This is a genomic window from Novosphingobium sp. BL-52-GroH (assembly GCF_044813085.1).
Taxonomy (GTDB): domain Bacteria; phylum Pseudomonadota; class Alphaproteobacteria; order Sphingomonadales; family Sphingomonadaceae; genus Novosphingobium.
Genome location: NZ_CP171149.1, coordinates 237,960 through 259,047, shown reverse-complemented (window position 1 = coordinate 259,047; position 21,088 = coordinate 237,960). Strand labels below are relative to the sequence as shown.

The following is a 21,088-nucleotide window of genomic DNA, read 5'->3' as shown; positions in this document are numbered from 1 at the left end:
TCGTGCCATGATCCTCGGCCTCACCATTCCCCAGTTCGTCGTCCTGCACGTCGCGATCAGCCTGATCGCGATCGCCAGCGGCCTCGTCGCGCTTCCCCGGCTCGCGGCGGGGAAACCGGCGGGAGTGCTCCTGCCGCTGTTCATCTGGACCACCGTCGCGACGGTGCTGACGGGGTTCCTGTTCCCCTTCATCGGGGTGACCCCGGCTTTCGCCACCGGGATCGTGACCAGCGTGGTCCTTGCCGCCAGCCTCGCCGCACGCCATACCCGTGCGATGGGGAGCCGCGCCCCGCGCGTCTTCGCCATCGCGGCGACGGCCTCGCTGTGGCTCAACATGTTCGTGCTGGTGGTCCAGGCGTTCCAGAAGCTGCCAGCGCTCCATGCCCTTGCCCCCAGCGGCACCGAGCCGCCTTTCCTTGCCGCGCAAGGGCTGGTCCTGCTCGGCAACCTCGCGCTCGGGACGGCGCTGTTTCGCCGGGCAGGACGCCCCGCCATCGTGTGAACCTCAGTGGCGAACCGCACCGCGAAGGCGGATCGTGACATCCAGCCCCGGTCCGGCGTCGCGCAGTTCGACCGTGCCGGCATGGAGGTGCGCGACCGCCTGCACGAGCGAGAGCCCGAGCCCCGCCCCCCAGCCGCCTCGCGCTTCGTCGAGGCGGCTGAACCGGCGCATGGCCTGCTCGCGCTGGCCGGGCGCGATGCCGGACCCCTCGTCGGCGACCGATATGGTAGCTCCCGTTTCGTCGGGGACCAGCGAGAGGGTTATGGTCCCGGCGCCGTACTTGAGCGCATTGTCGACGAGGTTGCCGATCGCCTGGTCCAGAAGCTGGCGATGCACGGGCATGTCGAATGCGGCGGGCGCCTTGACCACGATGGCCCGCCCCTGGTCCTCCACCAGCGGCGAATAGATTTCCGCGACGGTTTCCAGCAGTTCGGAGAGGTCGGCAGGGACGAAGCTCTCGCGGCCGAGGCCGGCCTCGGCTCGGGTGATGCTCAGCGCGGTCTCGATGATCGCCAGCAGGCGTTCGCTTTCCGCCAGGGCCTGGTCGACGAAGGGTTGAGCCAGCGGGTCCTCGACGTGTTGCGCTGCCCGGTCGAGTGCGGCGCGCATCCGGGTGAGAGGGGACTTCAGGTCGTGGGCGAGAGTGTCGGTGGCGATCTTGAGTTCGTCGTTGAGCGCAGCCACGCGGTCCAGCGCCTGGTTCACTTCGCTGCCGAGCAGCGCGAAGGCGTCGCCGGTGTCGTCGGGCGGCACCCGGCGCGCCAGGTTGCCGGCGCGCACATCGCCGAGCGTAGCGACGCTGGCCTGGAGGCGGCCGAGGATGAAGCGGGTCGAGAGGAACGCCGCCGCCGCCGCGAAGACCACCGACAGGCCCAGCGCGATCATGCTGGTGCGTTCGAGCAGGTCGAGCACCTGACGCTCGCTCTCGACGACGGTGCCAGTGACGAGGACGGAGCCGTCGGGCAGTCGCATCGACTGCACCAGCATCGCCTCTGGTTCGGCGTGGCCCGACCGCTTCAGCTTGACCAGCGTATAGGGGGAGCCCGGCGGCGGATCGGCAGGCAGCCGGTCGAGGTTGCCGCCTATCGGCGCGCCGGCGGGACTGGCCAGCAGCAGTACGGCGGCACGCTCGACCCGGCGCGAGGCGCGTATCTCGACCGCGCGGGTGAGGGCGGGCAGGCCGCCGTTGCCGTAGGTGTCCAGCAGGTCGTCGCGCATCGTTTCGGCGACCGCGACGGCGTCGGCGTGGTTCTGCGAGCGCAGCAGCACGGCCGGCCCGAACAGCAGCACGGCAGCGGCGATGATCTGGAACAGGAAGACCAGTGCTGCGAAGCGGAACGTAGTGGACCGCCAGATCACGGTTCGGGCCCGATCCGGTAGCCGGCGCCACGCACGGTGTGCAGCAGGCGCCGTAGCTCGCCCTCGTCGATCTTCTTGCGCAGGCGGCTCAGATGCACGTCGACGACGTTGGTGCCGGGATCGAAATGATAGTCCCACACGCCTTCGAGCAGCATCGTGCGGGTGACGACCTGGTCGACGTGGCGCAACAGGAATTCCAGCAGGCGGAATTCGCGCGGCTGCAGCTCGATTGCACGCTCGCCCCGGCGCACGCGGCGCGACAGCAGGTCCATTTCCAGGTCGTCGCAGCGCAGCACCGTGTCCGGGCCCGGCGCGGACGGAGCGCCGCGGCGGATCAGCAGCCGGATGCGGGCGAGCAGTTCGGCGAACGTGAAAGGCTTGACGAGGTAGTCGTCGCAGCCGCTGGTCAGGCCCTTGATGCGGTCCTCGGGCGAGCCCAGTGCGGAGAGGATGATGACCGGCGTTTCCACGCCCGCCCCACGCAGCGCGGCCAGCACCGCCATGCCGTCGAGCCCCGGCAACATGCGATCGAGCACGATGCAGCCGTAGCCGCCGTCGGTCGCCAGGAACAGGCCGTCCCGCCCGTTCGCCGCTCGGTCGACGAGGAAGCCGGCTTCCTCGAGCCCCTTGGCGATGAATTCGGCAGTGGCCGCATCGTCTTCGACGAGCAGGATCTTGTTGCTCATTCCGCTGGCCGTCCCCGTGATTGCACTTCGGTGTCTACCCTTGCCGCATATTGCGGGGCGTGGGGAATACATTAACTTTCGATCATCTTTCCTCCAGCGGGAGGAGGGACGCGCCATCGTATCCGTGCCAACTGCCCGACAGCAAGGTCCCGACGATGGAATCCCCCACTGTGCACGATAGCCAGCAAGACAGCCCCCACCACCGCCGCGCCAGGCTCGACGAAGGGACCTGCCGCCTCATCTGCCCGATCGCCTCGGCCATGGTCGGCGTGTGCATGACCGGGATCGGCCTGCTGCGCGTCGCGATCGTGGTGCGCGGGGGCGAGACGGTTGCGGACGACCTTCTTTCCGCCGACGCCCTGGCGTTCCTGTTGGCGACTCTGTGTTCCTATTTCGCTTTGCGCGTGCAGTCCTTCACCCGGCTGCACTGGCTGGAGCGAGTAGCCGACGGCGCCTTCATCGCGGCGATGCTGATGCTGACGATGGCGTGCTTCGTCATCACCTATTCGCTCGGAAGCTGAGGCCAGTCGTGGCTCCGGACACGCGTTTTCCGGACCTCGCATCCAGATTGCCGATTTTTCATCTGGCAGCGAAGGTCCTGCAATCCGCAGGCGACTAACCGGGGCCCATACCACGGAGCCTGCCATGCGTTATGCCTTCCTGATCCCAATCCTCGGCCTGCTGGCCTCCCTCGGGGCAACCCCGGGCCTCGCGGCCGAAGGGCGCCCGGCGGGCGGGGCGCTGGGAATCTGGATGAACCCCAAGCACAGCCTGGTGGTCCATACCGATGCATGCGCGAACGCCACGGGCGCGACGCTGTGCGGCCGGATCGTCTGGGCCAGCCGGCAGGCGCTGGCCGATGCGAGCGACGCCAGCGTGCCGCGCCTCGTCGGCACCGAACTACTGGAGGACTACCGCCTGCGCGGCAAGGGGGTGTGGCAGGGCACCGTGTTCGTTCCCGACATGGGCCGACGCTTCTACTCGGAAATCGACGAAGTCTCGCCCGACCGGCTGAAGGTCAAGGGCTGTATCCTGGGCGGGCTGCTGTGCAAGTCGCAGGTCTGGACCCGCGTGGCGCAGGTGCCGGCATGAACGCCCTGCGCGTCCTGTTCGGGCGCCATCGTCGGCTGGTGACGGTAGGCGTGGTTCTCGCGGTGATTGCGCTGGGCTTTGCCGCGCTCGATTCGCTGACTCGGGAAATCCGCTATTCGCAGGTCCGGGCCGCCGTCCATGCGCTGACCCCGATGCAGATCGCGCTGGCGCTGGCCTTCACGACCGGGAGCTATCTCGCGCTGACCTTCTACGACTACCTCGCGCTGCGGATCATCGGGCGGCCGCTGCCCTGGCGGACCGCGGCGCTGGCCTCTTTCACCAGCTATACGCTGAGCCACAACCTCGGGCTTTCCTTGCTGACCGGCGGTTCGGCGCGCTATCGCATCTATGTCGCGGCCGGCCTCGACGGGCCCGACGTGGCGCGCGTCGTCGCGCTGGCGGCGGGCAATTTCTGGGCCGGGGTCGTCACCGTCGCGGGCGCGGCGATGCTGGTCCATCCGGGCGGGCTGGACCTGGGCGCCTTGGTGTTGGGCCCCGGTCTCACGCATCTTGCCGGGGCGGCGATGCTGGCGCTCATGGCGAGCCTGACGGTCGCTGCCGGGCGTGTGAAGAGTCCGCTATCGCTTCTCGGCGTCCGGCTGCCGATCCCCCGCCCGCGCGACATCGTGGCGCAGACCGGCATCGGCTTCGTCGACCTGTCCTGCGCGGCGGGAGCGCTGTTCGTGTTGCTCCCCGCCGCCAATTCCGCCCAGCTTCCCGCCTTCGTGCTTGCTTATGCACTGGGCATCGTCATCGCCTTGGTCAGCCATGTGCCTGGAGGTCTCGGCGTGTTCGAGGCGGTGGTCCTGGCCGTCGTCCCCGACGAAGGTGGTGACCGGGCGACGCTGTTCGCCGCGCTCATCGCCTACCGCCTTGTCTACTACCTGCTGCCGCTGGTCATCGCCGCACTGCTGCTGGCCTGGCACGAAGGGGTACGAAGCCGCCGCGTCGCCAGGCTGGTCGACGGGATGCAGATGCTCGCCACCAGCCTTTCGCCGCTGCTGCTGAGCGGGGCGGCGTTCCTGGGCGGCGGGATGCTGCTCCTGTCTGGCTCGCTGCCCGCGATCCACGCGCGCATGGGCCTCCTGGCCGACGTCTTGCCGCTGCCCTTCATCGAGGCCAGCCACATCGCCGCCAGCCTCGTGGGCACGGCGCTGCTGCTGCTGGCGCCCGGCCTCTACCGCCGGCTCGATGGCGCCTGCCTGGCCACCCGCCTGCTGCTGGTCGCCGGTGCGTTCTTCTCGCTGACCAAGGGCATCGACTATGAGGAGGCGGTGGCCTGCCTGGCGCTGGCCGGACTGCTGCAGCTCACTCGCGGCGCCTTCTACCGCCGCACCGCGCTCCTGGAAGCACCGCTGACGGCGGGGTGGATGGCAGGCATCGCGATGGTCTCGGCGGTTGCCCTGTGGGCTGGCCTCTTCGCCTATCGCCACGTCCCCTACGACGACGACTTGTGGTGGAAGTTCGCCCTGCGTGCCGACGCCCCGCGTTACTTGCGCGCTGCGCTCGCCTCTGCGGTGTTCCTGGCCGGCTTCGCCTTGTGGCGGATGTTCGCGCCGTCCGCCTCCCGCCCCCACGGCGAGAGCGTCGAGGAGGCGGGTCCGACGATCCGCGGGATCCTCGCCACCAGCGGGCGGACCGAGGCGATGCTGGCGCTTACCGGGGACAAGCGCTTCCTCGTCTCGGACGCGCGCGATGCTTTCGTCATGTACCAGGTCAAGGGATCGAGCTGGGTCGTCATGGGTGACCCGGTGGGCGCGGAAGGGTCGTGGGGCGAACTGCTCTGGGCGATCCGCGACCTGTCGCACCGCCAGCAGGGGCGCCTGATGCTCTACGAGGTGTCGCCCGCCGTGCTCGACCTGGCGATCGGCATGGGCCTTCAGATCGTCAAGTACGGCGAAGAGGCCGTGGTCGACCTCGAAGCATTCGAACTGGGCACGCCGACGCTGCGCAGCGTCCGCAAGTCCGAACGCGTGGCGGCCAAGGCCGGCGCCACCCTGCGCGTCGTCCCCGCCGCCGCCGTTCCCGTGATCCTCGACGAACTGGAAGCGGTCTCGCGCGAGTGGATGGCCGCCAAGGGCCACCGCGAGAAGGGCTTCAGCCTGGGCAGCTTCGATCGCGACTATTTGCGAAACTTCGACATGGCGCTGGTCATGGTGGAGGGGCGCATCGTCGCCTTCGCGAACCTGTGGCTGACGCAGGACAAGGCCGAGGCTTCGGTCGACCTCATGCGCCATCGCGACGACGCGCCGCGGGGGACGATGGATTTCCTCTTCGCCAACCTGATGCTGTGGGCCAAGGCGCGCGGATATCGCCGCTTCACGCTGGGGCAGGTGCCGCTGTCGGGGATCGAGGGGCGCCACCTCGCGCCGGCCTGGGCCAAGGCCGCCGCGCTGGTGTTCCGCCATGGCGAGAGCTTCTACGGCTTCCGGGGCCTGCGCGGCTACAAGGAGAAGTTCGCGCCCCACTGGGAGCCCCGCTACGTCGCGGGGCCGCATGGGATCGGCCTCATCCAGGGCCTGCACGACGTTTCGCGCCTGATCGCCGCGGGTCCTGCTGCCGCTCCGGCCCTGCCGCATCGGTCCGAACCGGAAGCGCCCCGCGCTTGGTCCATGGAACGGATGCACACGGCATGACACATCGCCCATCCCGCCCGCTACGGCGCAATCTGTTGCGGGGCTTCCTGCTGCTCGTGGTACTGGCGCTCGCGGCGATCAACGCCCCGGCGCTGCACTTGCTCGGCGCCGAACCGATCCACTTTTTCCCCGCTGGCGGCGTACAGGCGCCGGGGCGACCGAAACTCGCCGCGGTGTTCCTTTCGGGCGACATGGGCTTTCACTTCGGGATGGGGGCGGACGTCGCCGAGGCGATCGCCGAACGGGGGATACCCGTCGTCGGTGTGAGTTCGCCGGTGGTCTTCGCCGCGCACCGTACTCGGGCCGAAGCCGATGCGGTGGTTGCGGGCGCGATCCGCCTGGCGCTCGCCCGCAGCGGTGCGCAGCGGGTGCTGCTGATGGGACAGTCCTACGGCGCCGATATTCTCGCCACCACCGCGCCCGACCTGTCGCCCGCCTTGCGCGCACGGGTCGCGGCGATCGACCTGACGGTGCCGGCGCAGGACGTCTTCTTCCGCGCCGACCCCAGCGGCTTGGCCTATCTCGGCACTCCCGATGCGAAGCCCCTGCGGGCCATGCGCGGGCTTGATTGGGCCCCGGTGATCTGCGTCTACGGGCTTCAGGAGCATGGCAGCCTGTGTCCCGCGCTGCGCGGCACGCCGACGCGCGTGATCGGCCTGGCCGGCAACCACTACCTCAACCGCGACCCCGCGCGCCTCATTACGACAACCTTTGCGGCGCTGCGCGCCGCCGTGCCCAAAGCAGGAATCTGACCATGGCGAGCGAACCTGCAAACCCCGGCAGACGCGCCACCGGCAGCCTTGCCGACTGCCGCGCCGAACGCCATGTCGCGGCGGCCAAGTTCACGGTCGATGCATCGGGCGTCCAGATGTGCCGCTGCCGGGTCTGCGGCTGTGAACTGCGCCGGCTTCCGTCGCTGCGGCGCTGGTTCCGGTCGGGCATGATGGGGTGAGGGGATGGCCTGCCGCGCCGGTACGATTACGACCAGCCGCCTAACATGACGAAAATTTAAGACTGCGCTCAGGTCGCCCTCATCCCGCAAGGCCTATCCGCCAGTTCCTCTCATTCGCGTAGCGCCGGAACTGCCATGACCAAGCCCATCTTCTTCGATCCCACCGGCCGACGGAGCCGCTGGTCGCGGCGCGTCGTGTCGTTGCTGCTGATCGCGGTCATCATCGGCGCGGTGGCCTTCGCGACCACGCTGGTGGCGGTGCCGCCCCAGCGCGAACTCGAACTGCCCCTGCAGCGCCTGCACGCATCCACCCTGCACGGTTCGCCGCTCAAGCACCGGCTGACTTCGTGGCTGCCCAAGCTCCACGCGGCCGGTGGACAGAAGCCGCTCAGCATCGGCTTCTATCTTCCCGGCAACGATGCCAGCTTCCTGTCGCTGGTCCACCATGGCAACGACCTCGACTGGGTGGTGCCGGCGGTGGTCAGCGTGTCGGGCTCGCGCCACGACGTCGCGGTCGAGAGCGATGCGCGCTTCGATCATCTCGTCGCGGGCGAGCCGCACCGCTTCAAGGTGCTGCCGATGGTACAGAACTACGGCGCAACCGAATGGGACGGCGCCGGCGCGGCGGGCCTGCTGCACGACAAGGCGCAGCGCGCGGCTTTCGAAAAGCGGCTGGGCGCCATGGTGGCGCAGCGCCGCGAGGCGGGCCTGGTGATGGACTTCGAGGCGCTGCCCGCCCGCGCGATGCCCGACTACGTGCAGTTCCTGCGCGAGTTGCGCAAGGCGTTGCCGCAGGGCTCGCGGCTGGCGGTGACGGTGCCGGCGGAGACTGCCGACTGGCCGCTCGAAGCGCTGGCGAAAGTCTCGGACAAGATCATCTTCATGGCCTACGATCAACACTGGGAAGGCGGCGAGGCCGGGCCGATCGCGGCACAGGACTGGTTCGTGCGCGAAGTGCAGGGTGCCTTGAAGCGCATCGGCCCCGACCGCATCGTCGTCGCGCTGGGCAGCTATGCCTACGACTGGCACGGCGACCAGACCGATGCCCTCTCGATCGAGGATGCCTGGCTGGCCGCGCACGACAGCAGCGCGCCGGTCACGTTCGATGCCGCCAGCGGCAATGCCGGGTTCGCCTATGATGATGGTGACGGCAAGGATAGCCAGCACCACGCGATCTGGATGCTCGATGCCGCGACCAACTGGAACGAGCTGGCCGCGCTGAAGCGTCTGGGCATCCAGGACATGGCGATGTGGCGCCTGGGCACCGAGGATTCCGGCTTCTGGGCCGACCTCGCCGCGTTCCGCAAGGGCGGGGTGCCGGACCTGTCGATCACACGGACCGCGGGCAGCGCCGACGTCGAGGGTTCGGGCGAAATCCTTCGCATCACCGCTACCCCGCGCGACGGCAGCCGTACCATCCGCTTCGATGCCGACGGCGTGATCCACGACGAGCAGTACCAAGCCCTGCCTACGCCCTACGTCGTCCAGCGCGCCGGGGGCTCGGACCCCAAGGTACTGGCGCTGACCTTCGACGATGGCCCCGATCCAACGTGGACGCCCAAGATCCTCGCCGAGCTGGAAGCCGCCCACGTTCCCGGCACCTTCTTCGTGATCGGCGAGAACGCGCTCGGCAGTCCCGGCTTGCTCCAGCGCATCGTCGCCGACGGCGACGAGCTGGGCAACCACACGTACACGCACCCCAACCTGGCCAATGCGGGGCCGAAGCAGACCCGGCTCGAACTCAACGCCACGCAGCGGCTGGTGGAAGCCTACACGGGCCGCAGCATGACGCTGTTCCGCGCGCCCTACTTCGGCGACGCGGAGCCGACCACGCCCGACGAACTCGGCCCGGCACTGGAAGCGCAGAAGGCGGGCTACACCGTCGTCGGCCTGCACGTCGATCCCAACGACTGGCAGCGGCCGGGCACGCAAGCCATCATCCAGCAGGTCCTCGACCAGGTCCATTCCGCGTCGAGCGCCAATGCCATGAACGTCGTCCTGCTCCACGACGGCGGCGGGGACCGCGCGCAGACGGTGGCGGCACTGCCGCGCATCATCGCCACGCTCAAGTCGGAAGGCTACCGCTTCGTCACCGCCTCGCAGCTCGTCGGAATCCCGCAGGCCCGGGCGATGCCCGCGATCTCGGCGCCGGATCTTGCCGCCGTGCGTGTCGACGTCACTGCGTTCGTGGTGCTCATGGCGATTTCGATGGTGCTGGCGTGGCTGTTCTACGTCGCCATCTCGCTGGGCATGGCGCGGGCCGTCATCATGGCCGGCCTCGCCTGGTTCCAAAGCCGCCGTCAGCGTGCCGAACCGCCGCACTTCGAGCCGACGGTCTCGGTCATCATTCCCGCCTTCAACGAGGAGCGCGTGATCGCCGCATCGGTGGCCCGGGTGCTGGCGAGTGACTATCCGGCGCTCCAGGTGATCGTTGCCGACGACGGATCGAAGGACGCCACCAGCACGATCGTCCGGCAAGTCTTCGGCGACGACCCGCGCGTCACCCTGCTGACGCTGCGCAACGGCGGCAAGGCGGCCGCCCTCAACCGCGCCCTGCGCGACGCGACCGGCGAGGTCGTCATCGCGCTCGACGCCGACACCCAGTTCGAGCCCCAGACGATCCGCCGTCTCGCGCGCTGGTTCGCCGATCCGCAGATCGGTGCGGTCGCCGGCGATGCGCGAGTGGGCAACCGGATCAACCTCGTCACCCGCTGGCAGGCGGTCGAATATATCACCGCGCAGAACCTGGAACGTCGCGCGCTTGCGGGCTTCGATGCGATGACCGTGGTGCCGGGCGCGGTTGGGGCGTGGCGCCGCGCCGCCCTCGATTCGGTCGGCGGCTATCCCGAGGACACCCTGGCCGAGGACCAGGACCTGACCATCGCCATCCAGCGCGCGGGCTGGCGCGTCACCTTCGATCCCCGCGCCGTTGCCTGGACCGAGGCGCCCGAGAGCTTCGGCGCGCTTGCCAAGCAGCGCTTCCGCTGGGCCTTCGGGACGCTGCAGTGCCTGTGGAAGCACCGCGTGGTCATCGCGCGCCGCTCGCCTTCGGGCCTCGGGCTGGTCGGCCTGCCGCAGGCGTGGCTGTTCCAGATCGGTTTCGCGGCGATCTCGCCGTTGATCGACCTCGCACTCGTGCTCTCGATCATCGGGACGGCGCTGCGCGTCTCGGCGCACGGCTGGGCGCAGACCAGCGGGGACGTCGGCACCATGGCGGTCTACTGGATCGTCTTTACGGCGATCGACGTACTGTGCGGATGGGTCGCCTACCGTCTCGACGGGCACAAGGTGCGCTATCCCGCTCACCTGCTGGTCGCCCAGCGGCTGGTCTATCGGCAGATCATGTACTGGGTCGTGTTGCGCGCGATTGCCTCCGCCGTGGCGGGCTGGGTCGTGGGCTGGGGCAAGCTGGAGCGTTCGGGACGCGTGACGTCGCAAGCAACGGGCTGAGGTTCACGTCGTCCCGGCGTTGATCCGGGACCATGGGCAATCCTTGAGGCGTTCGAATGCACGCTCGCGCCTGAAGACCTGCCCACGGTCCCGGAGGGACGACGAATCAGCCCAGGTAAACGCCGGCGGGATTTCCGGTCACACCCGATTCCACTTCGAAAAGCGCCCCGTCGAACTCCGACTCCGGCAAGCCTTTCGCGGCTGAAGTCACGAACATGCGATCAAGGTTTTCGCCCGCGAAGGCGATGTTGGTGACGCGCTTCGCCGGCAATTCGATCGAGCGGTCGCAAGTGCCGTCCGGGGCGAAGCGGCTGATGCGTCCGCCGTCCCAGTGCGCGACCCAGAGGAACCCCTCGGCATCCGTGGTCATCCCGTCGGGATAGCCGTCGTCCTCGGAAAAGCGGATGAACTCTTCGCGCGCGCCCGCACCTTCGGCGTCGAAGGGGAAGCGGTAGATCGTGCGGCGGCCTGAATCGGTGTGATACAGCCAGTTCCCGCAGGGCGAGAACGCCGGGCCGTTGGTCACTGTATAGCCGGTATCGATCACCCGCCACTCGCCCCCGGGCGAAAGGCGGTAGAACGAGCCGGTCACCTCCTCCTCGGCCATGTCCATGGTGCCGCACCAGATGGCGCCGTGGCGATCGGCCTTGCCGTCGTTCATGCGGTTGCCGGGCAGGTGCGGTTCGGGGTCATGGCGCGTGGCGATGCCGAGCGGGTCCAGCGAGATGGCCGCGACACCATCGCGAAATCCGCCGATCAATCCGCCCGCAGCGCGCGTGGCGACCCAGCCGAGCGGGGCCGGCATGTCCCAGCGGGTGATGGCGCCGTCCCCGAGCGTCATGCGGTTGAGCGCGGGTGCGAGGATGTCGACCCAGTAGAACGCCCGGTCGCGCGCGCACCAAAGGGTGCCTTCGCCCAGGGTGTCGCGTACGTCTCGCTCGATCTTGCGCCATAAGGCCATCGGTATCTCTCCCTCGGTACGCGTTGGAGCCCCCACCCGCTCCCCGGTCGGACAGGACCACGAAGACCGGGTGGGGAGCGGGCCGGCGCGGTGGAACGCCGGCCCGATTTCGTCATTGCTTGAAGGGGCGTCGTCACCCCTCCTTTCGTCATTGCGAGTCCCGCAGGGCCGCGGCAACCCAGAGCGTCATGGGCCGAGGCCGCGGGTTGCTTCCCGGCCTTCGCCGGGGTCGCAATGAGGATGGGCCTTCGTCAGTGGTTGTCGCGCGGCAGGCCCATGGTCTGGGCGATCCGCTGGTACTTCTCGGCACCTTCGAGGATCGCTCCGGTATCCATCTGGCCGACGAGCGCGCGCTGGATCTCCTGCCACGGGGTCTGCGACGCAGGGTAAGGATAACCGCCCTTGGCCTCGAGATCGGCGCGGCGTGCAGCCAGTTCCTCGTCCGAGATAAGCACGTCGACAGTGCCCTTCTTGAGGTCCATGCGCACGCGATCACCGGTCTGCAGCAGCGCCAGGCCGCCCATCGCCGCCGCCTCGGGTGAGGCATTGAGGATCGAGGGGCTGCCCGAGGTGCCCGACTGGCGCCCGTCGCCGATGCAGGGCAGGGCGCTCACGCCTTCGGTGATGAGGTACGAAGGCGGCCGCATGTTGACGACTTCTGCCGCGCCCGGATAGCCGATGGGGCCAGCGCCGCGCATGAACATCAGCGTCTCGGGCGTGATGCCGACCGAAGGATCGTCGATGCGGTGGTGGTAGTCCTCGGGACCGTCGAAAACCACGGCGGGGCCTTCGAAAGCATCCGGATCGTCCGGGTTCGAGAGGTAGCGGGCGCGGAACTCGTCCGAAATCACGCTGGTCTTCATGATCGCCGCGTCGAACAGGTTGCCCGACAGCACCAGGAAGCCGGCCTCTTCCACCAAGGGCTTGTCGAAGGTCTTGATGACCTTGTCGTCCTCGATCGTGGCATCGCGGCAGTTGTCGCCGATGGTCAGGCCGTTCACCGTCATCGCGCTTTCGTGGATCAGCCCCTGGCCGATCAGCTGCGCGACCACGGCAGGCACGCCGCCGGCACGGTAGTAGTCTTCGCCCAGGTATTCGCCGGCGGGCTGGAGGTTGACCAGCAGCGGGATCTTGTGGCCCAGGCGCTCCCAGTCCTTGAGCGGCAGGTCGACGCCGATGTGGCGGGCGATGGCGGCAAGGTGGATCGGCGCGTTGGTCGACCCGCCGATCGCGGCGTTGACGACGATGGCGTTGTGGAACGCCTCCAGCGTCAGGATGTCCGAGGGCTTGAGGTCCTCGTGCACCATGTCGACGATCCGCTTGCCAGTGCGCCATGCGCATTCCTGCCGGTCGCGGTAAGGCGCGGGGATCGCGGCGGAGGCGGGCAGCATCATGCCCAGCGCCTCGGCGAGCGAATTCATCGTCGTCGCCGTGCCCATCGTGTTGCAGTAGCCGGTCGACGGCGCCGAAGACGCGACCAGCTTGATGAAGCCGTCCGCATCCAGCTCGCCCGCCGCCATCATCTGGCGGCCCTTCCACACGATCGTGCCCGATCCGGTACGCTCGCCCTTGTGCCAGCCGTTGAGCATTGGACCTACCGACAGCGCGATCGCCGGGATGTTCACGGTCGCCGCCGCCATGAGCAGCGCCGGGGTGGTCTTGTCGCAGCCGGTGGTCAGCACCACGCCGTCGAGCGGGTAGCCGTAGATCGCCTCGACCAGCGCCAGGTAGGCGAGGTTGCGGTCGAGCCCGGCGGTGGGGCGCTTGCCGGTTTCCTGGATCGGGTGGACCGGGAATTCCAGCGCGATGCCGCCCTGTTCGCGGATGCCTTCGCGGATACGCTCGGCCAGCACGAGGTGGTGGCGGTTGCAAGGCGACAGGTCGCTGCCGGTCTGGGCGATGCCGATGATCGGCTTGCCCGATCGCAGTTCCTCGAGGCTGAGCCCGAAGTTCAGGTATCGCTCCAGATAGAGCGAAGTCATGTCGATGTTGTCGGGATTGTCGAACCAGGCGCGCGAGCGCAGTTTCGGTGCGGTTTTTTCGGTCATGGAGCGGTTCGTTTCGTTCAGATCAGCGCGGAGACGTGGTGAGGCGGTAGATCATGACATGCCGGTACGGCTTGCCGGGATCGACTCGGGTGGAGGCGAAGTCCGGGTGGTTGGGGGCATCGGGGAACTTCTGCGGTTCCAGCGCGATGCCGTCGCCCATGCGGTAGAGGTGGCCCTGCTTGCCGATGAACGTGCCGTCGAGGAAATTGCCGGAGTAGAACTGCACGCCCGGTTCGGTGCTGAGCAGCTCCAGGACACGGCCCGAGACGGGATCTTCGAGGCGGGCGGACAATTCGGGGGTCTTGGTCTGGCCCTTGTCGAGCGCGAAGTTGTGGTCGAACCCGCGACCGAAGACGATCTGCTGGTCACGGCCGTCGCGGATGTCGCCGGCGAGCGCCTTGGGCTTGCGAAAGTCGAACGGAGTGCCTTCGACGGGACGCAGCTCGCCGGTCGGGATCAGGTTCTCGTCCACCGGGGTGTAGTGGCTGGCGGGGATCGTCAGCACGTTTTGCGTGGCATCGCGAGGCGACCCTTCGCCGGCCATGTTGAAGATGGCGTGGTTGGTCATGTTGAGCACGGTCGGCTTGTCGGTCGTCGCGTCGAATACGATCTGCAGGTTGCCGCTCTCGTCCAAAGAGTAGGTCACTTTGGTCTTGATCGTACCGGGGTAGCCCGAATCGCCGTCCGGGCTGACGAGCGAGAACACCGCGGTGGCGACTTTGCCCGATTTGATCGATTCGAGCTTCCAGTTCTGGACGTCGAAGCCCTTGCCGCCGCCATGCAGCGACTGGCCGTGGTCGTTCTGCGGCAACTGGTAGGTCTTGCCGTCGAGGGTGAACTTGCCGCCGGCGATGCGGTTGCCGTAGCGGCCGATGGTGGCGCCCCAGTAGTTCGGCTTCTTCTCGAAGTCGGCCACGTCGTCGTAGGCGAGCAGAACGTCGGCGCCCTTGCCGTCGCGGTCCGGAGCCATCAGCTTCCACAGCGTCGCGCCATAGGTGAGGATCGTCGCTGAAACGCCGTTGGCGGCCTTGAGAGTCACTGCATCGACCTGCGTGCCATCCGCCAGCTTGCCCGCGGGCGCCTGCGACGCGTCGGCGGCCAGTGCCGGATTTGCCCCTAGCGACAGGGCCAGCACCGATGCTGCCGTCGCCCAAATGATCTTGCCCGGATTCCTCATGCCCTAGATCCCGCCTCTCTTGTGTGGGTGTCGATTCTGTAAGATGCCTTCGACGCTGCCCATTGACGACGTCGTTCAGCGCATATAGTCCGACAAATAGAAACAGTGCAAGCCGGTTTGCCACCAAGGTCCAGACCCGGTTGTGTTTTGAGAGGATAGTCATGCCCCCAGTGGTCTCAACCGGAGATGCCCCAGTGGTCCACGCGCAGCCGTCCGGCGTGCGCTACGGCCCCGCGCTCACGCTGCTTGCCAGCCTGTTCTTCATGTGGGGGTTCATCACCGTCATCAACGGTACGCTGCTGCCGCACCTGCGCAGCGTGTTCGAACTCAGCTATTTCCAGGCGGCGCTGATCGAATCGGTATGGTTCATCGCCTACTTCTTCGCCTCCATCCCATCGGCTCTGCTGATCGAACGGATCGGCTACAAGAAGTCGCTGGTCACCGGCCTGCTGATCATGGCGGGCGGTTCGATAGGCATGACCGTGGGCGCATGGATGCCGTCCTACGGCGTGACCCTGCTCATGCTCTTCGTGATCGCAAGCGGCATCACGCTGTTGCAGGTTGCCGCTAATCCCTATGTGGCGGTGATCGGCAAGCCGGAGACGGCGTCTTCGCGCCTGAACCTGGTGCAGGCGATGAACTCGGCAGGAACGATGCTGGCCCCGCTGTTCGGCGGCTACCTCATCCTGGGCCGCAGCAAGGGAGGCACGGCGGCGGCGGGCACCGTCCTGACCGAGGCAGAGCGCCTTGCCGATGCCCAGTCGGTGATCCTTCCCTATCTGCTGGTCGCCGCGGTGCTGGTGATCCTTGCGATCGTCATCGCCCGGTTCCCCCTGCCGGCGATGGGCACTGCCACGCAGCGCGCGAAAAGCCATGAACCGAAGGCCGGCTCGCTGGCGTCGCGGTTCTGGAACCACCCGCTGTGGCAGCACCGCAACCTGACGCTGGGCGTCGTCGCGATCTTCATCTACCTCATCGCCGAGATCGGTGTGGGCAACCTGTTCGTGAACTTCGTCAGCCGCCCGGAGATCGGCAACATGACGGCGGAGCAAGCCAGCCGTTACCTGACGCTGTTGTGGGGCGGCATGATGGTGGGCCGCTTCGTCGGTTCGGCCGTCATGGCCAAGATCGATGCGGCCAAAGTCCTGGCGGTGTTTTCCATCGGCGCGTTCGTCGTCATGGCGGTCACTATCTTCACCACCGGGCCGATCGCGATGTGGTCGCTGATCCTCGTGGGCCTGTTCCACTCGATCATGTTCCCGACCATCTTCACGCTGGCGATCAAGGGCCTAGGCCCGCTGACCGAAGAAGGTTCGGGCCTGCTGGTCATGGCCATCGCGGGCGGCGCGCTCGTTGCGGTGCAGGGATGGATCGCCGATCACTACGGACTCCAGGCATCGTTCGTGCTGACCGCGGTGTGCGAACTCTACATCCTTTTCTACGCGCTGTGGGGCAGCAAGGTTACGCATGCCGAAGCCGCTCCCGTGCCACAGGGCGCCGAATAGACCCGGTTGCCCGAGTAGACCATTTTGGCCCCGGAAGAGCGATCTTCCGGGGCCTTTTTTCTGGCTGGAGATTGAGCGGAAAGACCCGGGGCCATTGCCCGAGATCCCTGAATGTCGAGACTGCCTGCCCGGCGCCGGTTGGCGCAGGCTACGTCAGAGCGCATTTGCATCGTCATTCCCGCCTTCGCGGGAATGACGGAATTGTTGTCCGGCTGAAAGTACGCGCAAAACGAAGCTGCACGCGTCACCTCGACATTCGAAGGGTCCGGGGCAATGCCCCTTAACGCTTTCCCTTATCTGTCCACCATCGAACTCTTGGTATCCTCGAGCGCCAGATCGACCAGCACGTTCATTGCTTCCGCCGCGCCAGCCGCGTCCCCGGCCGCGATCGCGTCGTAGACCCGCACGTGATCCGGGATCGGGTTTCGGGGCAGCGCGCGGGCGCGTTGCTTGAACTGGGTGGTCCAGTTCACCGCCGCGCCGATCGAGGCGCTGAGCACGAGGAGCGCGTCGTTGCGCGTGGCCTGGAGGATGGCCTTGTGGAAGTCGCGGTCCGCCGCGCGTCCGGCTTCGGTGGTGAGGGTGTGGCGGCGCATCGCGGCGAGGGCGTCCTTCATCACTTTGAGGTCGGCCTTGTCGCGGCGCTGGGCGGCGAGGCGGGCAGCCGCAGGCTCGACGATAGCGCGCAGTTCGAACAGGCTGCGGACGAATTCGATGTCCGGCTCCCCGGCGAAGGCCCAGCCGAGCACTTCTGGGTCGAGCAAGTTCCAGCGGTCGCGCGGCAGGACGCGGGTGCCGGCCTTGGGGCGGCTTGCGACGAGGCCCTTGGCCGTGAGAACCTGGATCGCCTCGCGGTAGGCGCTGCGCGAAACCTGCAGTTCCTCGGCAAAGGCGACTTCGCCCGAAAGGATGTCGCCTGGGGCATATTTGCCCGACAAGATCGCCGTGCCCAGCTTGTGGGCGATGGCGCCGTGCAGGCGCCTCCCCGGACCCCGTGCCTCGTCTCCTTGCTTTCCGCTTATGTCGCTATTGGTAAAATCGGCATCTGGCACTGGTTATGGTCCCTCCGGCCGCGAAACTAACAGTCATTTCCCAGAGAAGGAACGACAAACATTGCGTTTCCCGTTCTCTCCTAATATGTCGGAGTAAATAGGGAGACCTCAGATGACCGAATTCCGCTCCATCGTCGCTGCAACCGGCGAACCGCATGGCGAACCGCTTCCCGTCAGCACCTCCGCGGACGTCGCGGCGGCCTGCGCCGCGGCCGCCGAAGCCTTCGATACCTACCGCGCGACGAGCCGCGAGGAGCGCGCCGCGTTCCTCGAGCGAATCGCCGACGAAATTCTCGCGATCGGCGATTCGCTGCTTGATGCCTATACTGCCGAGAGCGGCCTGCCGCGCGGCCGCAGCGAGGGCGAGCGTGGGCGTACCATGGGCCAGCTTCGCCTGTTCGCCGACGTCGTGCGCAAGGGCCAATGGCAGCAACTGCGCATCGACCCGGCGCTGCCCGAGCGGGCGATTCCGCGCCCCGACTTACGCCTGCGGATGATCCCGGTAGGCCCGGTCGCCGTGTTCGGCGCCTCGAATTTCCCGCTCGCCTTCTCGACCGCCGGCGGCGACACGGCCTCGGCCCTGGCCGCGGGCTGCCCGGTCGTCGTCAAGGGCCACCCGGCGCATCCGATAACCGGTGGCCTGATCGCCAGCGCCATCGCCAAGGCGGTTGCCGGTGCCGGCCTGCCCGCAGGCGTGTTCCAGCACCTCGTCGGCCCATCCAACGAGCTTGGCGCCGCGCTGGTCCAGGACCCGCGCATCATGGCGGTGGGCTTCACCGGCTCGCGCGGCGGCGGCCTCGCCCTCGCCAGACTGGCGCAGGCGCGTGATGTGCCGATCCCGGTCTATGCCGAGATGTCGAGCATCAACCCCGTCCTGCTCCTGCCCGAGGCGCTGAAGGCGCGCGGCGCGGCGCTCGGTACGGCCTTCGTCGGTTCGCTGACGATGGGTGCCGGCCAGTTCTGCACCAACCCGGGCCTGATCCTGGCAATCGAGGGCGAGGGGCTCGACGCCTTCGTCGCTGCCGCCACCACCGGGGTGAACGAAGCCAAGCCGCAGACCATGCTCACCACCGGCATCGCCGCCGCCTATGCCAAGGGCGTCGAGACGCTGGAAGGCCTGCCGGGCGTCGAAACACTGGCGAAGGGCGAGGAGGGCAGCCGCACGACTGGCGGCGCCGTGCTGTTCCAGACCACGGCAGCGCAGTTCCTGGCCGACAAGGAAGCGGGCAACGAAGTCTTCGGCGCGGCCTCGATCGTCGTGCGCTGCAAGGATGAGGCAGAGTTGTTGACCCTGCTCGAAGGCCTCGAAGGCCAGCTCACCGCCACGCTCCACCTCGACGACGCGGACGAGGGCACCGCCTCGCGCCTGCTGCCCGTGCTGGAGCGCAAGGTTGGCCGCATCCTCGCCAACGGCTGGCCCACCGGCGTCGAAGTGTGCCACGCGATGGTCCACGGCGGCCCGTTCCCCTCGACCACCGACCCGCGCACCACGTCGGTCGGCAGCCTGGCGATCGACCGCTTCCTGCGTCCGGTCAGCTACCAGAACCTCGCGCAGGGCCTGCTTCCGCCCGAACTGCGCGACGCCAGCTTCGGCGACGGCGCCCCGCGCCTGATCGACGGCACCCTGACCCTCAACTGATCGCCACCAACCCCCGCAGCGCGCCTTCCGAAGGCGCGCTGCGGTAGCGCCAAGAACCCGGGGAGAGACCCATGACCTACCTTCGCCTGCTCCAGCACCGCGCCGCCGATGGCGCACGTTCCGTCATCCTCGCCGAAGGCGACGCTGCCCACGTCCTGCCGGGCGTCACTTCCACCCGCGAACTTGCGACGCGCGCCATCGCCGAAGGCGTGAGCCTGGCCGACGCGGCCAGGGCCTGCGGGCAGGGCGAAGCCGTCGACATCGCCGCCGAGCTCGCAGCGGGCCGCCTGCTCGCGCCGATCGACCACGAGGACGCGGCGCACCTGCTGCTCACCGGCACTGGCCTGACCCATCTCGGCTCGGCCGAGGGTCGCGACAAGATGCACCAGGCGGCGCTGTCGAACCAGCAGACCGATTCGATGCGCATGTTTCTCGAGGGTCTCGAAGGCGGCAAGCCGGCGGCAGGCGAAGTGGGCCAGCAGCCCGAGTGGTTCTACAAGGGCGATGGCTCGCTGCTGGTCGGCCCGAACGACGTGCTGACGATGCCCGCTTTCGCGCAGGACGGCGGCGAGGAGCCGGAACTGGCCGGCATCTACATCGTCGGCGAGGACGGCACCGTCTATCGTCTCGGCCTCGCGCTCGCCAACGAGTTCTCCGACCACGTCACCGAGCGCCATAACTACCTGTGGTTGGCGCACTCCAAGCTGCGCCAGGCAGCGCTTGGCCCGGAACTGCTGATCGGCACGCCGCCGTCGCACATCGAGGGCACCAGCAAGGTCGTGCGCGATGGCGAGACGATCTGGGAAAAGCCCTTCCTCTCGGGCGAGGCGAACATGTCGCACAGCATCGCGAACCTGGAGCACCACCACTTCAAGTACGACCTGTTCCGCCGCCCCGGCGACGTGCACGTCCACTTCTTCGGCACCGCCACGCTTTCGTTCGCAGACGGTGTGCAGACCCGGGAGGGCGACGTGTTCGAGATTTCGGCAGCGCCCTTCACGCTGCCGGTCTCCAACCCGCTCGCCCGCGCCGAGGCACCTGCGGACGCCAGCGCTCCGCTCGTCAAGGCGCTCTGAGCGATGGACCCGATCCGCATCGCGGTGGTGGGCGTGGGCAAGATCGCCCGCGATCAGCACTTGCCGGCAATCGCCGGAAACGCGGCCTTCAGCCTCGCCGCCACGGTCAGCCCGCATGACGCGGGCGTCGATGGCGTGTCGCACCACAAGAGCCTGGACGAGCTGATCGCCAGCGGCCCGGCGGTCGATGCGGTGGCCCTCTGCACGCCGCCGCAGGTCCGCTACGATCTGGCGGTGCAGGCGCTGGATAAGGGCATGCACGTCTTCCTCGAAAAGCCGCCGGGAGCGACCTTGTCCGAATGCGTGGCGCTGTCGAGCCGGGCGGAGAAGGTCGGCGCGACGCTGTTCGCGGCCTGGCATTCGCGCTTCGCGGCGGGCGTCGCCCCCGCGCGCGCATGGCTTGCGGAACGACGGATCGAGAGCGTCTCGATCGTGTGGCGCGAGGACGTGCGGGTCTGGCACCCGGGCCAGGCATGGATATGGGAGCCGGGCGGCCTCGGCGTCTTCGACCCGGGCATCAACGCGCTCTCGATCCTTACGCATATCCTGCCGCGGCCCGTCTTCCTCAAGACCGCGACCCTTGAAATCCCCGCCAACCGCGCCGCGCCGATCGCCGCGCAGATCGATTTCCGCGACACCGCCGGCGCGCCCATCCACATGGACCTCGACTGGCGCCAGACCGGCCCGCAGTCGTGGGACATCGTGGTCGAGACCGATGCGGGCATGCTCAAGCTGTCCAACGGCGGCGCGGTGCTGACGTTGCCGACCGGCGCCGAGCACAACGAGGATATGGAGTACCCGGGCCTCTACGCCCGCTTCGCCAACCTCATCCGGGGTGGGCGCAGCGATGTCGACATCGCCCCCCTGCGCCTCGTCGCCGATGCGTTCCTGCGCGGCAATCGCCAAGCTGTCGACGCATTCCACGACTGATTATCCCTGGGAGGGGACACCGC

At 68.1% G+C, this 21,088-nt stretch carries 17 protein-coding genes; 11 read left to right on the top strand and 6 right to left on the bottom strand.

The genetic code is table 11. The features are described from left to right. The first annotated feature begins 7 nt into the window (after nt 1-7). Nucleotides 8-502, top strand: a complete 495-nt coding sequence (locus tag ACFFDA_RS01165; RefSeq protein ID WP_404477757.1) for a hypothetical protein — start codon at nt 8-10, stop codon at nt 500-502. A gap of 3 nt (nt 503-505) precedes the next feature. Here ACFFDA_RS01165 and ACFFDA_RS01160 read toward each other — a convergent pair whose 3' ends face one another. Beyond that, nucleotides 506-1,861 (bottom strand): sensor histidine kinase, encoded by a 1,356-nt coding sequence (locus ACFFDA_RS01160; protein WP_404477756.1) that lies wholly within the window; start codon nt 1,859-1,861, stop codon nt 506-508. Then, entirely contained in the window at nt 1,858-2,547 is a 690-nt protein-coding gene (locus ACFFDA_RS01155) for a winged helix-turn-helix domain-containing protein (protein WP_404477754.1), read from the bottom strand. Before ACFFDA_RS01155 ends, ACFFDA_RS01160 begins: the two co-directional genes overlap by 4 nt. A 155-nt stretch (nt 2,548-2,702) precedes the next feature. Here ACFFDA_RS01155 and ACFFDA_RS01150 point away from each other — a divergent pair, with 155 nt between their 5' ends. The 6 genes from ACFFDA_RS01150 (at nt 2,703) to ACFFDA_RS01125 (ending at nt 10,677) form a co-directional block, all read left to right on the top strand. After that, nucleotides 2,703-3,068: a hypothetical protein gene (locus ACFFDA_RS01150; protein ID WP_404477753.1), complete on the top strand. Its 366-nt coding sequence runs from the start codon at nt 2,703-2,705 to the stop codon at nt 3,066-3,068. A 124-nt stretch (nt 3,069-3,192) separates the two neighbouring features. Next, a complete protein-coding gene (locus ACFFDA_RS01145; protein ID WP_404477752.1) occupies nt 3,193-3,639 on the top strand; it encodes a DUF2147 domain-containing protein in 447 nt (148 codons plus the stop codon). Continuing rightward, nucleotides 3,636-6,275, top strand: a complete 2,640-nt coding sequence (mprF, locus tag ACFFDA_RS01140; RefSeq protein ID WP_404477751.1) for a bifunctional lysylphosphatidylglycerol flippase/synthetase MprF — start codon at nt 3,636-3,638, stop codon at nt 6,273-6,275. The genes ACFFDA_RS01145 and mprF overlap by 4 nt, the downstream gene beginning before the upstream one ends. Next, nucleotides 6,272-7,027, top strand: a complete 756-nt coding sequence (locus tag ACFFDA_RS01135; protein ID WP_404477750.1) for an AcvB/VirJ family lysyl-phosphatidylglycerol hydrolase — start codon at nt 6,272-6,274, stop codon at nt 7,025-7,027. The genes mprF and ACFFDA_RS01135 overlap by 4 nt, the downstream gene beginning before the upstream one ends. A gap of 2 nt (nt 7,028-7,029) precedes the next feature. Then, nucleotides 7,030-7,227, top strand: coding sequence for a hypothetical protein (locus ACFFDA_RS01130; protein ID WP_404477749.1), 198 nt, complete (start codon nt 7,030-7,032; stop codon nt 7,225-7,227). Nucleotides 7,228-7,362: 135 nt separating this feature from the next. After that, entirely contained in the window at nt 7,363-10,677 is a 3,315-nt protein-coding gene (locus ACFFDA_RS01125; protein ID WP_404477748.1) for a glycosyltransferase, read from the top strand. Between the two features lie 106 nt (nt 10,678-10,783). On the opposite strand, the gene ACFFDA_RS01120 is transcribed toward ACFFDA_RS01125, so the two are convergent. The 3 genes from ACFFDA_RS01120 to ACFFDA_RS01110 form a co-directional block, all read right to left on the bottom strand. Continuing rightward, nucleotides 10,784-11,638 (bottom strand): SMP-30/gluconolactonase/LRE family protein, encoded by an 855-nt coding sequence (locus ACFFDA_RS01120; RefSeq protein ID WP_404477747.1) that lies wholly within the window; start codon nt 11,636-11,638, stop codon nt 10,784-10,786. Between the two features lie 251 nt (nt 11,639-11,889). Beyond that, nucleotides 11,890-13,686, bottom strand: coding sequence for an IlvD/Edd family dehydratase (locus tag ACFFDA_RS01115; RefSeq protein ID WP_404477746.1), 1,797 nt, complete (start codon nt 13,684-13,686; stop codon nt 11,890-11,892). A gap of 22 nt (nt 13,687-13,708) precedes the next feature. After that, the gene (locus ACFFDA_RS01110) at nt 13,709-14,863 is read right to left on the bottom strand and encodes an aldose epimerase family protein (RefSeq protein ID WP_404477745.1); all 1,155 of its coding nucleotides are present in this window, start codon (nt 14,861-14,863) and stop codon (nt 13,709-13,711) included. Between the two features lie 161 nt (nt 14,864-15,024). Between ACFFDA_RS01110 and ACFFDA_RS01105 the strand changes: the two genes are divergently transcribed. Continuing rightward, on the top strand, nt 15,025-16,368 hold the full coding sequence (locus ACFFDA_RS01105) for a sugar MFS transporter (RefSeq protein WP_404477744.1): 1,344 nt from the start codon (nt 15,025-15,027) through the stop codon (nt 16,366-16,368). A 293-nt stretch (nt 16,369-16,661) separates the two neighbouring features. Here ACFFDA_RS01105 and ACFFDA_RS01100 read toward each other — a convergent pair whose 3' ends face one another. Next, complete coding sequence (locus ACFFDA_RS01100; RefSeq protein ID WP_404477743.1) at nt 16,662-17,420, bottom strand: FadR/GntR family transcriptional regulator; 759 nt, start codon at nt 17,418-17,420, stop codon at nt 16,662-16,664. Between the two features lie 112 nt (nt 17,421-17,532). Here ACFFDA_RS01100 and ACFFDA_RS01095 point away from each other — a divergent pair, with 112 nt between their 5' ends. The 3 genes from ACFFDA_RS01095 to ACFFDA_RS01085 all read left to right on the top strand — a co-directional run bounded on the left by ACFFDA_RS01095 (nt 17,533) and on the right by ACFFDA_RS01085 (nt 21,065). Next, nucleotides 17,533-19,059 (top strand): aldehyde dehydrogenase (NADP(+)), encoded by a 1,527-nt coding sequence (locus ACFFDA_RS01095; RefSeq protein ID WP_404477742.1) that lies wholly within the window; start codon nt 17,533-17,535, stop codon nt 19,057-19,059. A 71-nt stretch (nt 19,060-19,130) separates the two neighbouring features. Then, nucleotides 19,131-20,135, top strand: coding sequence for an AraD1 family protein (gene araD1, locus ACFFDA_RS01090; protein WP_404477741.1), 1,005 nt, complete (start codon nt 19,131-19,133; stop codon nt 20,133-20,135). Between the two features lie 3 nt (nt 20,136-20,138). Next, on the top strand, nt 20,139-21,065 hold the full coding sequence (locus ACFFDA_RS01085) for a Gfo/Idh/MocA family protein (protein ID WP_404477740.1): 927 nt from the start codon (nt 20,139-20,141) through the stop codon (nt 21,063-21,065). The last annotated feature ends 23 nt before the right edge of the window (nt 21,066-21,088 follow it).

Bases quoted from the DNA above. Each gene is read 5' to 3' on its own strand.
- ACFFDA_RS01145 (WP_404477752.1), top strand. From the start codon at position 3,193: ATGCGTTATGCCTTCCTGATCCCAATCCTCGGCCTGCTGGCCTCCCTC.
- ACFFDA_RS01110 (WP_404477745.1), bottom strand. From the start codon at position 14,863: ATGAGGAATCCGGGCAAGATCATTTGGGCGACGGCAGCATCGGTGCTG.
- ACFFDA_RS01085 (WP_404477740.1), top strand. From the start codon at position 20,139: ATGGACCCGATCCGCATCGCGGTGGTGGGCGTGGGCAAGATCGCCCGC.
- ACFFDA_RS01130 (WP_404477749.1), top strand. From the start codon at position 7,030: ATGGCGAGCGAACCTGCAAACCCCGGCAGACGCGCCACCGGCAGCCTT.
- ACFFDA_RS01115 (WP_404477746.1), bottom strand. From the start codon at position 13,686: ATGACCGAAAAAACCGCACCGAAACTGCGCTCGCGCGCCTGGTTCGAC.
- ACFFDA_RS01125 (WP_404477748.1), top strand. From the start codon at position 7,363: ATGACCAAGCCCATCTTCTTCGATCCCACCGGCCGACGGAGCCGCTGG.
- ACFFDA_RS01150 (WP_404477753.1), top strand. From the start codon at position 2,703: ATGGAATCCCCCACTGTGCACGATAGCCAGCAAGACAGCCCCCACCAC.
- ACFFDA_RS01165 (WP_404477757.1), top strand. From the start codon at position 8: ATGATCCTCGGCCTCACCATTCCCCAGTTCGTCGTCCTGCACGTCGCG.
- araD1 (WP_404477741.1), top strand. From the start codon at position 19,131: ATGACCTACCTTCGCCTGCTCCAGCACCGCGCCGCCGATGGCGCACGT.
- mprF (WP_404477751.1), top strand. From the start codon at position 3,636: ATGAACGCCCTGCGCGTCCTGTTCGGGCGCCATCGTCGGCTGGTGACG.
- ACFFDA_RS01155 (WP_404477754.1), bottom strand. From the start codon at position 2,547: ATGAGCAACAAGATCCTGCTCGTCGAAGACGATGCGGCCACTGCCGAA.
- ACFFDA_RS01105 (WP_404477744.1), top strand. From the start codon at position 15,025: ATGCCCCCAGTGGTCTCAACCGGAGATGCCCCAGTGGTCCACGCGCAG.
- ACFFDA_RS01095 (WP_404477742.1), top strand. From the start codon at position 17,533: ATGACCGAATTCCGCTCCATCGTCGCTGCAACCGGCGAACCGCATGGC.
- ACFFDA_RS01120 (WP_404477747.1), bottom strand. From the start codon at position 11,638: ATGGCCTTATGGCGCAAGATCGAGCGAGACGTACGCGACACCCTGGGC.
- ACFFDA_RS01135 (WP_404477750.1), top strand. From the start codon at position 6,272: ATGACACATCGCCCATCCCGCCCGCTACGGCGCAATCTGTTGCGGGGC.